Consider the following 14529-nt stretch of genomic DNA (forward strand, 5'->3'; position numbering starts at 1 on the left):
GGGTTCCCTGCACCGGCGCACGGATCGTCCAGCGCGCGCCCCGTAGAATCTCGTGCATGGAGGCCGGGTCGAACGCATCGCGTCGACTCCGCCGACTCCCCGATATGGCGCGACGCGGCCTGGTGCTGCTCGCGGCCGGGCTGATGGTGACGGGCGCCGCGGTCGTGCCGCGTCTCACCGCGGGGCTCGCGGGGTCGAGCGGCGACGACGTCGCGCTCGCCGGTTCGCGATCGGATGCCTCGACCCGCGTGCCAGCCGCAGCCTCCGAGGAGCCGGGCGACGACGAGCGGCTGATCGTCCGCATCGCCCCGAGCGTCGCGAACGCGTCGGACGCCGTCGATGCGTCGGCGCCGCTCATCGTCGACGTCGAGGTGTCGAATCGCACGGGTGAGCCGCTCGACGCGTCCGTGGTGCGCCTGACCGCCCCCGGCTCGCCGATCTCCGACACGGCGTCGCTCGACGCCTGGGTGTCCGCGCCGACCGGTCCGGCGGTCGCCGAAGTGCAGGTGCGGCCGATCGGCGTCGGCGGTGCGGCGACCGCGTCGGTCTCGATCCCGGCCGACGTGCTCGGCCTGCAGGCCGGCGCCCCGGTCGTGGCGCTGGGCGCCGAGCTCGTCGTCGGCGGCGAGACCGCGGCCACGGGCGCCGCCGCGTTCCCGTCGACCACCCCGACACCGGCTCGTGCGGTGTCGGTCGCGGTCGTCGGCGCGATCACCGTGCCGGCGCAGGTCACCGGGCTGATCGACGCCGAGCAGCTCACCGCGTGGACCGGCCCGCTCGGCCTGCTGAGCCGCCAGCTCGACTCGTTGGCGGGCCGTCCGGTCGCGATCGGCATCGACCCGCGCATCATCGTCTCGATCCGGGTGCTCGGCACCGACGCGCCGCCCGCCGCAGTGGCGTGGCTCGAGCGTCTCGCGGCCGTTCCCAACGAGATCTTCCCGCTCGCGTACGCCGATGCCGACCTGGCGCTGCAGTCCCAGCTCGGGGTGGGCGTGCTGGGCGTCGGCACCTTCGACGACGTCCTCGACCCGGCACGGTTCCAGGGGGACTCCGAGGATGCCACGGACGCGATGCCCGCCGCAGCCGCCGCAGCGGCATCGGCTCGCCCGGCGACCGCCGGCTCGGGCACCGACGAACATCCCGTCGAGGCATCCGAGGCATCCCAGGCATCCGAGGCATCCGAAACTCCCGAGCCGACCGAGCCCGCCGAGCCCGATCCGCTGCCGAGCACCGACGACCTGCTCGCCTGGCCGTACACCCGCACCGACCTCGCCTGGCCGGCCGAGGGCACGGTCGCGCCCGGTGACCTGGCCGCCTTCCGCGCCGCCGGCCTGACCACCAGCATCCTGTCGGCGGCCAACGTCGACGCCGACTCGGGCCGGAATGCCGCCTCGACGCTCGACGGCGAGACCGCGCTCGTCGCCGACGGGCGCGTCACCGAGGCGTTGCAGGCCGCGGCGACCGCGCCGTCCGAGGTGGCCCAGCGCGAGGCATCCGCCCGGCTCCTCGCCGAACTGGCGCTGCGCGCCGCAGAACCCGGCGACTCGGCCGCGCTGCTGGCCACGCTGCCGCGCACCGCGGGCGAGAACGCCACGCGGGTCGCCACCGCCCTCGACCGGCTCGCCGAATCGCCCGTCGCATCCCCCGCCTCGCTCGCCGACACCGTCGGCGCGCCCCCGACGGCACGCACCCTGGTCGACGGCACCGAGGCCGAGCCCCGCCCGTCGTACGCGCGGCGCATGCTCGACGCCGAAGCGCGCGAGGCCGAGTTCGCCACCGTGCTCGACGATCCGACGCTGCTCACCGCCCCGGTGCGCCGCGACCTGCTCGCGCTGCTCGACATCGCCTGGCGCGATCTGCCCGACGAGTGGAGCACCGCGGTCGGCACCTGGCTCGTCGCTCGCTCCGACACGGTCGGCGCGATCTCCGTCGTGCCCTCGAGTCCGGTGAACGTGCTGTCGAGCGAGACGGGCGTGCCGACGACCATCGAGAACCGCCTGCCGTATCCCGCGAACATCGTGGTGAACGTCGCACCGTCGAACGGTCGGCTCATCGTCGACGACGAGGTGGCGGTGACGCTCGCGCCCGAGTCGCGCAGCAACGTCCGCGTTCCCGTCGAAGCGGGCGTGGGCAACGGGCAGGTCGTGCTCACCGTGACCCTGCACTCGCCGACGGGTGTGGCGGTGGGCTCCGCGGTGCAGATCCCGGCCAACGTGCAGGCCGACTGGGAGGGGCTCGGCGCGGCGGTGCTCGCGGTCCTGGTCGTGGCGTTCTTCGCGTTCGGCCTCTGGCGCACCATCCGTCGACGGCGGAAGGCGCGCGCGGAGGAGGCTGCGGCGGCTGAGGCGGCTGACGCCGATGCTGGGGAGACTGGCTCGGAGGAGCGCGCGAGCGGGTCGGAGGAGCGCGCGACCGGATCGCCTGAGATCGCGAGCGGGTCGGATGCCTCGAGCGACACCCCTGACGACGAGGATGCCCCGAACGGAATACACGCCGATGAGCGCCCCGCACCCCAGGCCGACGACGCCCCCGAGCCGCGCGATGGCTGAAGACCGCATCGGGCGAGCGAGCGCCTTCCTCGCGAGCGGCACGATCGTCTCGCGCATCCTCGGGTTCGTGAAGACCGCGCTGCTCGCCGCGGTCATCGGCGCGAGCGGTGCGGGCGCCAACGCGTTCGCGGCGGCGAACCAGTTGCCGAACACGATCTACGTGGTCGTCGCCGGCGGCGTGCTGAGCGCGGTGCTCGTGCCGCTCATCGTGCGCTCGGCCGCGCACCCCGACGGCGGCACGGCCTACCTCAACAAGATCGTGACGCTGGGGCTCTCCCTGCTGGCCGCGGCCGCCCTGCTCGCGACGCTGCTGACGCCCTTCCTGACGCTGCTCATCGGCGGCCGCATGAGCCAGGGCGTGTTCGGTCTCGCGGTCGCGTTCGGCTACTGGTGCCTGCCGCAGATCTTCTTCTACGGCATGTACTCGCTGCTCGGCGAAGTACTGAACGCCAAGCGCGTGTTCGGGCCGTTCACCTGGGTGCCGGTGCTGAACAACGTGGTGGCCCTCGCCGGCCTCGGCGTGTTCGTGTGGATGTTCGGCGCCGACCCGACCGGCGAGCTGTGGTCGGCCGGCGACTGGTCGCCCGCGATGATCGGGGTGCTCGCGGGCAGCGCGACCCTCGGCGTGGTCGCCCAGGCGCTCATCCTGTTCTGGTTCTGGCGCCGCGCGGGGCTTCGTTACCGGCCCGACTTCCAGTGGCGCGGCGTCGGACTGCGGTCGACCGCCGGCATCGCCGGGTGGACGTTCGGCATGCTGCTGCTCACCACCGTCGCCGGATTCGTCGAGACCTCGGTGGTCGGCTACTCGGCCGATGCGCCCGACCAGGCGTCCATCTACGTGCAGCAGACCGCCTGGCTGATCTTCATGCTGCCGCACTCGGTGTTCACGGTCTCGATCGCGACCGCGTACTTCACCCGCATGAGCGAGCACGCGGCCGGCGGCGCGATCGATCGGGTGCGCGCCGACCTCTCGAGCGCCGTTCGCGGCGTGAGCGTCATCATCTTCGTGGCCACGGCGGTGCTGATCGTCTGCGCCTACCCGTTCGCGCGGGTGTTCACGGCGGTCGAACCCCTCATCTTCTCGATGGGCGACGTGATCATCGCGTACGTGGCCGGCCTCATCGGGTTCAGCATCCTGTTCATCGTGCAGCGCACGTTCTACTCGATGCACGACACGCGCACGCCGTTCTTCTTCACCCTCGCGCAGGTCGTGCTGTTCATCGCCGGCTCGCTCGCGTGCATCGCACTGCCGTCGGCGTGGGTGGTGTTCGGCATCGCGGTCGTCACGACCGTCGCCGGCACGGTGCAGCTCGTGATCGCTGCGGTGCTGCTGCGGCGACGGCTCGGCACGCTCGACGGGCGCCGGATCGCGGTCGCGTTCGGTCGCTCGCTCGTCGCGCTCATCGTGCCGGTCATCGCCGGTGTGCTGCTGCTCGTCACGCTCGGCGGAACCACCCCAGGCGGTTTCGCGCTCTCCGGCATCTTCCCCGCGATCGTCTCGATGATCGTCATCGGCGCCGTCATGTCGGCGCTCTACTTCGGCGGGCTGTGGCTGCTGCGCTCGCCCGAACTGCGCGGATTCGCCGAGCCGCTGCTGGCCCGCCTCGGCCGTCGGTGACGGGAGGCGGGAACGGATGCCCCGTCGAGACGCCTGCGACGAGGCATCCGGCTGTAACGAGGCATCCGGCTGTAACGAGGCATCCGGCTGGTTCGAAGCATCCGGCTTCGCCGGGGCATCCGTCCGCAGCGAAGCATCCGTCCGCGTCGTCGCCGGGCGCAACCCCCGAACCGCCGGAATAGCCGCCGCCTAGACTGTGTTCATCATGTCGTGACATCCGCTCGGTGCGGGTGCCACATGCACGCCGAACGAGGAGCTGTGTTGCGCGACATCATCATCATCGGGTCCGGGCCTGCCGGCTTCACCGCGGCCGTCTACGCCGCCCGAGCCGAGCTGAAGCCGCTGCTCATCGCGAGCTCGGTCGAGATCGGCGGCGAGCTCATGAACACGACCGAGGTCGAGAACTTCCCCGGGTTCCCCGAGGGCATCATGGGGCCCGACCTGATGACCAAGATGCAGGAGCAGGCCGAGCGGTTCGGCACCGAGGTCGTCTACGACGACGTCGTCGAACTCGACGTCGACGGCCCGGTCAAACGCATCAAACTGGGCAACGGCGAGACCCACGAAGCCCGCGCCATCATCTACGCGACCGGCTCGGCGTACCGCAAGCTCGGGCTCCCCGAGGAGGAGATCCTCTCGGGCCACGGCCTGTCGTGGTGCGCGACCTGCGACGGCTTCTTCTTCCGCCAGAAGACGATCGCGGTCGTCGGCGGCGGCGACTCGGCGATGGAGGAGGCGACATTCCTCACCCGCTTCGCCGACAAGGTCTACGTCATCCACCGCCGCGACTCGCTGCGCGCCTCGAAGATCATGCAGCAGCGCGCCCGCGACAACGAGAAGATCGAGTTCGTGTTCAACGCCGAGGTCACGCAGATCCACGGCACCGAAGCGGTCACCGGCGTGACGCTGCGCGACACGATCACCGGCGAGCTGCGCGCGCTCGACCTCGACGGCCTGTTCGTCGCGATCGGCAACGACCCGCGCACGCATCTCGTGCACGGCAAGCTCGAACTCACGCCCGAGGGCACCATCTGGGTCGACGGCCGGTCGTCGCGCACCTCGGTCGCGGGTGTCTTCGCGGCCGGCGACGTCATCGACCCCCACTACCGTCAGGCCGTCACGGCCGCCGGCTCGGGCACGGTCGCCGCGCTCGACGCCGAGCACTACCTCGCGGCACTCGACGACAGCGCCACCCCCGAGGAGGCCGAAGTAGAGGCCGAGGCGATCGAACGGCTCGCCGCCGTCAACGGCTGAGCCGAGGCATCCGGCCTTCACGACCAGCCTCGCTGAGCGTCACCTCAGCCCCACCACCGACTTCACCAAAGGAGAACCCATGACCGCACGTGCTGTGACCGAAGCCACCTTCGACCAGGAGGTGCTGCAGAACGAGAAGACCGTCATGGTCGACTTCTGGGCCGAATGGTGCGGCCCGTGTCGCGCCGTGAGCCCGATCCTCGACCAGATCGCGACCGAGCACGCCGACAAGCTCGACATCGTCAAGCTCAACGTCGACGAGAATCCGCAGCTCGCGATCAAGTACCAGATCACCGCCATCCCCGCGATGAAGGTGTTCAAGGGGGGCGAGGTCGTGCAGACCGTCATCGGCGCCAAGCCGAAGCCCGCCCTCGAGGCCGACCTCGCCGCCTACCTCCAGTAGCCGGCAACCTCGACGAACCCCGAGACCCGCCCGGCACCGCCGGGCGGGTCTTTCGCGTTCTCCCCACCCGCCCCGCCCCGGCCCCGGCCCTGGCCCTGGCCTGACTGTACGCAATTCAGGTACGCACCGGCGTGTCGCGCCCGAAATGGGTGCGGATTCGCCGACACGCCGTCTGCAGACCTGAATTGCGTTACCGGGGTGGTGGGGATCCACCGACGGATGTCTCGCTCCGAGTCATCCGTCAGGTTGCGCCGATCGCGGCGCATACGATGAAACCCTGAGCAGAACGGATGTGATGTGACCACCGACGGCGTCCCGCAGCGGACCGGCAACAACCTCGACCCTTGGTACGCGAACTACGCCGAGCGAGCCGCCGGCTTCGCCGCATCCGAGGTTCGAGCTCTGTTCGCCGTCGCGTCGCGGCCCGAGGTGGTCTCGCTCGCCGGCGGCATGCCGTTCGTCTCCGCGCTGCCGCAGGAGCTTGTGCGCTCGGCGATGGATCGCGTCATGGTCGAGCAGGGCCCGGTCGCGCTGCAGTACGGCGGGGGAGCGGGCATCCCCGAACTGCGCGAGCACATCCTCGATGTGATGTCGCTCGAGGGCATCCGGGGTGCGTCGGTCGACGACGTCGTGACCTCGACCGGCTCGCAGCAGGCGCTCGATTTCGTGGCGAAGCTGTTCCTCGACCCCGGCGACGTGGTGCTCGCCGAGGCCCCGTCGTACGTCGGGGCGATGGGCGTGTTCCGGTCGTACCAGGCGTCGGTCGTGCATGTCGCAATGGACGACGACGGGCTGATCCCCGAGGCGCTGCGGCAGACCATCGCGCACCTGCGCGGGCAGGGGCGACGCATCAAGTTCCTGTACACGATCCCGAACTTCCACAATCCGGCGGGCGTGACCCTGTCGGCCGCGCGCCGTCCCGAGATCCTCGAGATCTGTCGTGCGAACGAGATTCTGGTGCTGGAGGACAACCCGTACGGGCTGCTGCACTTCGACGAGCCGGCGCCGAACGCGCTCCGTTCGCTCGACCCCGAGGGCGTCATCTACCTCGGCTCGTTCTCGAAGACGCTCGCTCCCGGATTCCGGGTGGGCTGGGCGCTCGCGCCGCACGCCATCCGCGAGAAGCTCATCCTCGCGGCCGAGTCGGCGATTCTCTCGCCGTCCTCGTTCAGCCAGCTCGTCGTGTCGGAGTATCTCTCCACCGCCGATTGGCGTGGGCAGATCGACACGTTCCGCGGGGTGTACCGCGAACGCAAGGACGCGATGATCGAGGCGCTCTCGGAGTATCTGCCCCAGTTGTCGTGGACGAACCCGAACGGCGGCTTCTACGTCTGGGTGACCATGCCCGATGTGCTCGACTCGAAGGCGATGCTGCCGCGTGCGGTGCGCGAACTCGTCGCCTACACGCCCGGCACCGCGTTCTTCGCGGACGGCCGCGGGCGCCACGCCATGCGCTTGTCGTTCTGCTACCCCACGCCCGACGCGATCCGGCTCGGCGTGCGCCGGCTCGCGACGGTCGTGAACGGCGAGCTCGACCTGCTCGACACGTTCGCCGGCACCGGCACTCTGCAGGCCCCGGTCACGCCCGGCATCGAGCAGGCCCCGCCGTCGGACCTGAAGTAAGCATCCGTCCATTTCGAAGAGACCGGAGAAATCCCAGATCATGGCTGATTCTGAAGAGATCACGACGGATGCTTCGCAGCAACGCGACGCGGACGTGACCGACACCCGTGCGCTTCGGGTCGTGGTGCTCGCCGGCGGCATCTCGCACGAACGAGACGTCTCGCTGCGGTCGGGCCGACGCGTGGTTGACGCCCTCGACGCAGCCGGACACGATGTCGCACTGCGGGATCCCGACGCCGGCCTGCTGCCGTTCCTGGCCGACCACCGACCCGATGTCGTGTTCCCCGCGCTGCACGGTTCGAGCGGTGAAGACGGATCGTTGCTCGATCTGCTCGCCGCACTCGGCGTCCCGACGGTCGGATCGACCGGTGCGGCGGCTCGTCGCGCATGGTCGAAGCCCGTGGCGTCGTCGCTGGTGCGCGACGCCGGTATCGCTGCGCCCGAATCGGTCGTGCTGTCGCACGAAGCGTTCCGTGAACTCGGCGCCGCCAGCGTCCTGCGGGTCGTCCGCAAGGCACTGCCCGGCGATGTCGTCGTGAAGCCCGCCAGCGGGGGATCGGCACAGGGTGTGACGATCGTCGACGCGCCCGACGAACTGCCGCGCGCAATGGTCGACGCGTTCACCTACGACGATGTCGCCATCGTCGAGAACCGGATCTTCGGCACAGAGGTCGCCGTCACGGTGGTCGACACTGCCGACGGACCCGTCGCGCTGCCCGCCGTGGAGATCGAACCGACCACCGGCATCTACAGCTTCCAGGCGAGGTACAACGCCGGCGAGACCACGTTCTACGCGCCGTCGCGGCTGTCAGCCGACCACGCTGCCGCGGTCGCAGATGCCGCCGTGCTCGCACACCGCACCCTCGGGCTTCGCGATCTCTCTCGCGTCGATTTCATCGTCGACGAGCAGGGCACACCGTGGTTCCTCGAGGCGAACGTCGTGCCCGGCCTCACCGAGACGTCACTCGTACCGCTGGCGATCGAAGCCTCGGGGACGGATGCTTCGCGCCTCTACGACGGGCTCATCAGGCGCGCCGCCGCACGCGGCTGATCACCCGTTTCACGTGGAACGGGAGGTCGCGCGCGGGCGGCCCGCCAGATCTCGGGTCTCGAGACGCGTGCTCCTTCGACGCTCACTCCTCGACCGGCGGAATGTTCGGTTGGTCGAGGGGTGCCCGCCGAGCCGCGACCGATCCTGAGACTCGTCATCGGCACGGCCGCCGCTCGATGACGACTCACGCATGGCGCTTCGCCGGCGCAGGAGCGACGCGTCTCGCGGCCTTGGCATCAAGGGTGCGGCTAGACGCCCTCGAGTTCTTCGCCGAGATCGGTCAGGATACGGCGAAGGTCCTGCACGGTGGCGAAATCGATGCTGATCTGGCCTTTACGGCTCCCGAGCGCGATCTTCACGCGGGTGTTGAGCCGGTCACCGAGGCGAACCGCGAGGTCGTCGAGGAACTCCTGGCGCTTGCCCGCAGCGGGGGGTTTCGCTCGAGCCGGCTTGGGTTCTGCTGAGGCGAGGGCTTCTGCCGCCCGCACCGACAGCTCTTCGTTGACGATCTTGTCGGCGAGCCGCTGCATCGACTCGGCGTCGGGCATCATGAGGATCGCCCGCGCGTGGCCCGCGCTGAGCACCCCGGCGGCGACTCGGAGCTGCACCGCCTCGGGGAGCTTCAGCAGCCGAAGCGTGTTCGAGATCTGCGGACGAGATCGGCCGATCCGTGCCGCGAGTTCCTCCTGCGTGATCCCGAAGTCGGAGAGCAGTTGCTGGTACGCCGATGCTTCTTCGAGCGGGTTGAGCTGCGAGCGGTGCAGGTTCTCGAGCAGCGCGTCGCGCAGCATCGACTCGTTGGCGGTGTCTTTGACGACGGCGGGAATGCTGTCGAGTCCTGCGGCCTTCGTTGCGCGGAGGCGGCGCTCGCCCATGACGAGTTCGTACTTGCCCACCTCGTCGGGGTGGGGTCGCACGACGATCGGCTGCAGCACCCCGAACTCGCGAATGCTGTGCACGAGTTCGGCGAGATCCTCGGGGTCGAACACCGTCCGTGGCTGCTGCGCGTTCGGCACGATGTCGTCGGGGGAGAGGCGGGCGAGGCGGGCTCCGGGAACTGCGACGAGCGACTCCGCTGTGGCTGCCTGCTCGACGGCGCCGACCGCCGCCTCGGGTCGTTCTCCGTCGGGGAAGAAGACGTCGACGGGTCGGGAGGCCTTGACCGCCGTGTCCTCGGTCGTGGGAATGAGCGCGCCGATGCCACGGCCGAGGCCGGTACGTTTCGCTGCCATCAGTTCGACTCCTCGATCTCGGGTGCGCCGCGGCGCGCGATCTCGGCCGCCGCTTCGCGATACGACAGCGAGCCGCTCGACCCGTAGTCGTAGGTGATGACGCTCTGCCCGTAGCTCGGAGCCTCCGATACTCGAACGGAGCGGGGAATGATCGTCTGCAGGGTCTGCCCGGGGAAGTGGTCGCGCACCTCCTGTGCGACCTGCTGCGCGAGGTTGGTGCGCGAGTCGTACATGGTGAGCAGGATCGTCGAGAGTCGCAGGGTCGGGTTCAAGTGCTTCTCGATCAGCTCGATATTGCTGAGCAGCTGCGACAGGCCTTCGAGCGCGTAGTACTCGCACTGGATGGGAATCAACACTTCACGCGCAGCGACGAACGCGTTGATGGTGAGGAGACCGAGCGACGGCGGGCAGTCGATGAAGACGTAGTGGTACGGCTCCGTCATCGATTCGAGGTGGCGGTCGAGCGCACGACGGAGGCGCTGCTCACGAGCGACCATCGAGACCAGTTCGATCTCGGCACCAGCGAGATGAATGGTCGCCGGCACGCAGTCGAGATGCTCGTGCTCTGTCGACGGACGGACGACCGCGGAGAGCGGGAGATCGGAGACGAGCACCTCATACACGCTCTGCTGTTCGGACTGGTGATCGACACCGAGCGCGGTGGAGGCGTTGCCCTGCGGGTCGAGGTCGATAACGAGCACACGCGCGCCGGAACGTGCGAGAGCAGCAGCGAGATTGACGGCGGACGTCGTCTTCCCGACGCCGCCCTTCTGGTTCGAGATCGTGAGAACGCGCGTCTGCGGGGGGAGTGGCAGCACCGCCTCCTCGAGTGCGATGCGCCGACGAGTTTCTTCGGCGAGCTGATCGGCCAGGGGAGTTCCTCCGTAGATCGGGGATGTTTCACGTGAAACGTCAGTGGGAAGTGGAGTCTGGGGGGTGCCACCGTCAGGCAGCACCGCGGGCGGCGCGACCGCAGGGGGCGCTGCCGATCCACGGATGGCCTCAGGGACGATCGAGACGACAGAATCAGGCGTTCGGTCACCCTCCGAACTGACGAGTTCTGCCGGCGCGATCGCGGCATCCTCACGAGTGATCGACGCAGAGTCATCGACGGTCGGTGGAGTCGGCACAGCGGACGCGTTCGGCTCAGCTTGCGGGAATGCGGCAGAATCCGTGCGCGCTGCGTCATCGTCGGCGGTTTCGGCCGGCTCAGCGACGGGCTGTGCCGGCGTGACGTTGTTCACCTCGGAAGGCGGGGTGGGGCTTTCCGGAGTTGGAGCGTCCGCGGCAGACGCGTCAGGACTCGGCGGGCCTGATGCTGGCGCGGTGGACGGTGATTCGCCCGTCACAGCAGGCTTCGGCTGGTGGAGCGAAGACACCGTATCTGCGGCCGCGTCACCCACGATTTCGCGGATGATGTCTTCGAGCAGACGATCGGCCGAGGCGTTCGAATGCGGCGCCGGCTGCGCGAGGGCCTCGGTCGATGCATCGGACGAGTCCGTCAGGGCCGCGGCAGTCGCCGCGTCCCAGTCGAAGCGCGCCTCGGAGCCGGGCGGCGAAGCTTCGTCTCGCTCGGGCGCGGGATGCTCCGCCGCAGTCGAGGGGGTCGTCCCGACCTCGGGATCGGGCTGAGTTTCCTGGGACAGTTCCGCGGGCACGGTCATCTGAGGTGCCGAAGCGGGACTCGCTTGTGGCTGTTCGAACGTGTTCGTCGGCACTGCTTGCGACGGTGGAGCCCAGCTTCGCGGGTCGCCGACGACCGCGGCCCCAACGACGTCGGGCGTCGACGCGGCGACCGGCGCGGGAGCGGCCGATGGGGGAGTTGATGCGGGAGCGATGGGCACTTGCTTCTGGTTCTCCTCGGATCGCGCACGTCTGCGTCGGAACCAACCGCGAGCCCCACCCTGCGCCATCCCGAGTTCTCCAACCCACGCTCGTCGTGTGATGATGCGTCGCCCCGACCGATCTCCAGCCGGTCCGACACCCAAGCCTAACTGTGCGCTCGGACGCTGGCGCTCACGCGCGCCCGGAGAGCGGAACAATCCCGTATCCACAGGTGAAGGCATGGACGAGTCAAAGTGAACGCGGGTTCCCTGCAGCCGGCGGGAAGCGGCTGCGGCACGCGTCCGCGGCGTGTTTCACGTGAAACACCGACGCGTTCCTGTGGTGCGCGATGTTTCACGTGAAACGTCAGGCGGACTGCATCCGCTCGCCGCGCCAGCCGGCGCGGAGCTGCACGCTGGTGGCGGAACGCCATCTTCGGTATGACGGGCCCGCTCGAGCAGCCGCTCCGGAAGGCACGCGCTCCGGCCAGCTTCGGAATTGAAGACGGTCATGCAGTCCTGCGTGTCGCGCCAAGTTGCCGGTGCTCGCTGGGCGATACATCCTCTTGTCACTGATCGTGGCGCGCACGGGACGCTATCGGAGCCGTTTCGGTGTCGGCGGACAGCTGCAAGTTCAGGGACGAGCTGCGCATCTGCTGGAGGTGGCCGGGCGATGCCCAGGGCAGGTGCGCTTCGGTCAAGCAGGTCAAGGCGCGTCTGAGTACGTCGGTCCTCGTCGTGGTTCACTCGAGATGGACAGGGAGTGCTCCGCGGGGATCACGTCATTTCGCCGGCACGTGCATTGCGACACCGTCATCCGATTCCGCGGGCCGCGCTGCCGGCCCCGACCCGACGCCAAACCATTGGCCTCGCTGACCCAGGGGTTCTGCGTCTGGTGGTGTGCGGCATCGCACCTGAAGTGGGCAGGTGCACAGCGGGCGGGCAAGTACCGCGGCCGTTGCACGGGATCGCTTCAGGCCGATACCGATGCCAATGCCAATGCCAATGCCAATGCCTTCCCGGCGTGTTTCACGTGAAACATCCAGCCGACGGCATCTGAACCGGCCATCGGCGTGGAACTGGGCTGGACGAGGAGCGCCAGATCCGGACGTTCGCTGAATCGCCGATGCCGATGCCGATGCGACCCGTCTTGGCTTCGTTGATCCGTCGAGTCATGTCGCGCGCTGTCAGGCCCGAAGTGGGCTGGCCTACAGGAACCGATCGTCCGCGGCAGCGTGGCACCGGCACACTTCGAGCCGCTGCCAGTGCACCGGCGGCGTGTTTCACGTGAAGCATCCAGCCGACGGCATCTGAACCGGCCATCGGCGTGGAACTGGGCTGATTGAGAACCGCCACGTCCGCATCGCCGCCAAGTCGGCGATGCCGATGCGTCCCATCGTGGCTTCGCCGCCCCTGCGGGTTATAGACAGAAGGGAGTGGATGGGTTCGGGCGTGTCAGTGCTCGCCGATCCAGCCTGAGCGGTGCCAGAGTCCTTCAGCAGCGGCGAGGCCTGTGCCGCGGAGTTCTGGTCCGAGGGGTTCGTCGACTCCCCTTGGCGGTGCTGGCTGTGGGGGTTCGGCGAGCTTATGGGCGTGGTCGATGGGACTTCGGCTTGAGTGCGCTTCCCGGTCAGCAACCCAGGAACCGGTGCAGCTGCTCCCGGCGGGCGACATCAGGGCGGCGTCGTACGCTCGAAGCACGGCAGTCCCGGCAACATCCCCGTTGAGTCCCGGACGGGTGACGCCGTTCATCTCCACCCGTGATCCGCATACCCGACAGGTCGTCGCGTTCGACGGAAGATCCACGACCAAGGGTCGCGGACCATACCGAAACCCGTTTCACCCCGTCATTCCGCGGTCAGATCGAGATCCCATCCACCCTTTCCTGCCTATCGCCCGCTCCTGCCGATGAGTCAGGCAGTGCGCCCTTACAGCTGACGTCGACAGGCCAACAACAACTGCGGGGGTTGCCGCAGCAATTGCACGGCACGCGCGGGACCGCTGCCGATACATAGGACGGTGTGTTTCACGTGAAACATCTCGCCAGGGCTTCTCGGCTGGCTATCAAAGCGGGAGCGGGCTGAACGAGAACACTTCGTCCGGGCGACGACCCAGTTTGCCTCGGTGATCCCGGCCGTTGAGTCAGGTGGTGCGCCGTCACTCCTGCCGCGGGCCACGCCTACAAGATCCGAGTGCCTCAGGTGACACTGCACGGCGCGCTTCGAGCCGCTGCTGACATACGGCGGTGGTTGCGCGACAGCCACCGGACCAGAACTGGAGTGCGGGGAGCGTCACGTCCGACACCCCCGCCGAATCGCCCCTGCCGACATCACCCGTCGTGGCTTCGTTGAACTCGTCCATCGAGCTGGTGGTGCGGCATCGTCGAGGCCGCATCTCTCAGCCGACAGCAGCGACTGCGGAGAACGTCACGGCACGCGTTGACACACGATGCCACAACTCGAGACGCGTTCCAGGCGAAACGTCGGCGAACCCTGCGCAAGCGTCCGAGCGTCCACCTGAGCTTCCAGCCAGGGGTGGCTCAGGCGCCGTCGAATACCTCCAACCAGCACGCAGGCGACGCGGTGGGCCTGACCCGCGCAGCGACGCCAACGGTGAGTTCCCCCACCTCGAGGAACACCGGGGGTCCTCTGTGACGTACTCCGTCGTCATCCGGAGTGCCTGATCGCACAGCGGCACAGCACACTCCGCAAATGTGGGCGCGCAGTCGACCTCCCGCCACAGACACCCCGCGACGCATCCGCCCGCGGCGGCGCAAGGGCTGCCCGATACGACGACCAAGCACCCGGCTCCAGACCTCTGTGGGCTCAGTGTTCGCGACGCAACTGATTCGCGGAATGCGACCGTGGCGGCAAGCGGTGAGGCGTCAATGGAAGGGGACAGCCCTGCGGCAACATATGCGGGGCCCACGCCGGCATGCGGGAGGCACACGCGACGCACGACGCCGACGACCAGCGA

The 14529-nt window shown here is 69.0% G+C and carries 8 protein-coding genes; 6 read left to right on the forward strand and 2 right to left on the reverse strand.

What is annotated here, in order from left to right:
- Positions 1-104: 104 nt before the first annotated feature.
- The 6 genes from MTO99_RS14535 (at position 105) to MTO99_RS14560 (ending at position 8498) form a co-directional block, all read left to right on the forward strand.
- On the forward strand, positions 105-2549 hold the full coding sequence (locus MTO99_RS14535; RefSeq protein ID WP_243554347.1) for a DUF6049 family protein: 2445 nt from the start codon (positions 105-107) through the stop codon (positions 2547-2549).
- On the forward strand, positions 2542-4167 hold the full coding sequence (gene murJ / locus MTO99_RS14540; protein WP_243554348.1) for a murein biosynthesis integral membrane protein MurJ: 1626 nt from the start codon (positions 2542-2544) through the stop codon (positions 4165-4167). The genes MTO99_RS14535 and murJ overlap by 8 nt, the downstream gene beginning before the upstream one ends.
- 261 nt (positions 4168-4428) lie before the next feature.
- Entirely contained in the window at positions 4429-5421 is a 993-nt protein-coding gene (gene trxB, locus MTO99_RS14545; protein WP_243554349.1) for a thioredoxin-disulfide reductase, read from the forward strand.
- 79 nt (positions 5422-5500) lie between these two features.
- Positions 5501-5824 (forward strand): thioredoxin, encoded by a 324-nt coding sequence (gene trxA / locus MTO99_RS14550; protein ID WP_243554350.1) that lies wholly within the window; start codon positions 5501-5503, stop codon positions 5822-5824.
- 297 nt (positions 5825-6121) lie between these two features.
- A complete protein-coding gene (locus MTO99_RS14555) occupies positions 6122-7447 on the forward strand; it encodes an aminotransferase-like domain-containing protein (protein WP_243554351.1) in 1326 nt (441 codons plus the stop codon).
- Positions 7448-7541: 94 nt separating this feature from the next.
- Positions 7542-8498, forward strand: a complete 957-nt coding sequence (locus MTO99_RS14560; RefSeq protein WP_435520827.1) for a D-alanine--D-alanine ligase family protein — start codon at positions 7542-7544, stop codon at positions 8496-8498.
- Between the two features lie 248 nt (positions 8499-8746).
- Here the strand turns inward: MTO99_RS14560 and MTO99_RS14565 are convergent, their stop codons facing one another.
- Positions 8747-9730 (reverse strand): ParB/RepB/Spo0J family partition protein, encoded by a 984-nt coding sequence (locus tag MTO99_RS14565; protein WP_243554353.1) that lies wholly within the window; start codon positions 9728-9730, stop codon positions 8747-8749.
- On the reverse strand, positions 9730-11394 hold the full coding sequence (locus tag MTO99_RS14570; RefSeq protein WP_243559200.1) for a ParA family protein: 1665 nt from the start codon (positions 11392-11394) through the stop codon (positions 9730-9732). The genes MTO99_RS14565 and MTO99_RS14570 overlap by 1 nt, the downstream gene beginning before the upstream one ends.
- Positions 11395-14529 lie beyond the last annotated feature (3135 nt).

It is taken from the genome of Agromyces larvae (genome assembly GCF_022811705.1).
Classification (GTDB): Bacteria; Actinomycetota; Actinomycetes; order Actinomycetales; family Microbacteriaceae; genus Agromyces; species Agromyces larvae.